The sequence below is a fragment of the Streptococcus infantis genome (assembly GCF_047460405.1).
Classification (GTDB): Bacteria; Bacillota; Bacilli; order Lactobacillales; family Streptococcaceae; genus Streptococcus; species Streptococcus infantis_Q.
On sequence record NZ_JASHGH010000038.1, the window covers coordinates 1 to 1,636 of the forward strand.

Consider the following 1,636-nt stretch of genomic DNA (forward strand, 5'->3'; position numbering starts at 1 on the left):
AGCTTCTCTAAGCTATATCCTTGTTTTCTAAGTTCATAGATCTGAACTTTATCATCATAAGTTAATTTCATAATAAAAATACCCCAAAAGTTAGATTTTTTCTGTCTAACTTTTGGGGTGCAGTTCACCGTAGAAGTAACCCTTCCAAATGGACAAAAAGCCTCTGCAAAAGCAGGTGACAATGGTGAGTTTTCAATCACAGTTCCAGCTTTGAATGCTGATGATAAAATTAGTGTTACAGCAACGGATGCTGCAAATAATACATCGACTCCAACTAAAGTTACTGTAAAAGAAACAGTCCGTCCTGTAGTAAATATTCCTTACGATGACAAAGCTAAGCAAATTATCTATGTATATTCTGGTGAAGAAAATAATATAGAACTAAAAATCACTGATAACTCAGGGAAAATTGCTAAAGCATATTTAGTATTTGCTCAAGATAATCGTACAGGTTTAGGAACAGAAGATACGGGATATCTAAATGGTAAAACGAAAGCTGCCTTATACCTAAAAGCAAATAGATTTGGTTCAGAAACAACAGCTACTGAAACAAATCCAGCTATCATTAAATTAACAGCAAATATTCCAAATGGATCTTATACAGATGGTACAGGAATAACTCGTTATGTCTATGCTGAAGATTTAGCAGGAAATACAAATTATGATAACGTAGGAACTGCTGGTGAAACAGGTGCACCTGGCCGTATTCGTTTTGTTTGGAAACCACAAACGTTCAAATATAATGCAGTAGCTCCATCAACACCGATTAAATCAAACACTGTTCCAGAAGCAAGTGCTATTGAAAAAGCTGTTAAAGATGCGAATCCAACTTTCAGTGACAAGATCGGAAGTGTTACTTTAGATGGTACTAATGTTAAGGTAACTTATAAGGATGGAAGTACAGATGTCATTCCAGCAAACTCAGTATTTACAATTGAACCAACTGCACCTACAGTAACACCAGTTAAAAATCCATCAAGCTTGGAAAAAGCAGAAAAAGATGCCGTTAAGAAAGCTGTAGAAACAGCGAACCCAAGTGCAACTAAGGTTGAAGTAGGAACCGATGGTACTACAACACTAACCTACTCAAATGGATCAACAGCTACCTTAAAACCAGGGCAAACAGTTAGTCAAGCAGATATCACAGCTCCAGATGCACCAAAAGTAAACGAAGTTAAAGCAGGTGACACAGCAGTAACAGGTACAGCTGAAGCAGGTTCAACAGTAGAAGTAACTCTTCCAAACGGAACAAAAGCAACAGCAACAGCCGGTGAAGATGGTACCTTCAGCGTTCCAGTAAGTGGCTTGAACGAAGGCGATAAAGTCTCAGTAACAGCAACAGACGCAGCAGGTAACAAGTCAGGAGCAACAGACGCAACCGTAGCGAAAGCAGATGATAAGACAGCTCCAGATGCACCAAAAGTAAACGAAGTTAAAGCAGGTGACACAGCAGTAACAGGTACAGCTGAAGCAGGTTCAACAGTAGAAGTAACTCTTCCAAACGGAACAAAAGCAACAGCAACAGCTGACAAAGATGGTAACTTCAGCGTTCCAGTTAGCGGATTGGAAGAAGGTCAAACAGTCTCTGTCACAGCGAAAGACGCTTCAAACAATACATCAACTCCAACTACAGCAA

1 protein-coding gene and 1 pseudogene are annotated in these 1,636 nt (G+C 39.1%); one reads left to right on the forward strand and one right to left on the reverse strand.

Annotated elements, in window-relative coordinates:
* Window positions 1-71, reverse strand: a pseudogene (locus QM928_RS09815) (transposase); the annotation flags it as partial.
* Window positions 72-117: 46 nt separating this feature from the next.
* Here QM928_RS09815 and QM928_RS09820 point away from each other — a divergent pair.
* Window positions 118-1,636, forward strand: a 1,519-nt coding sequence (locus QM928_RS09820; RefSeq protein WP_414295146.1) for an Ig-like domain-containing protein, incomplete at its 3' end; no start/stop codon positions are given.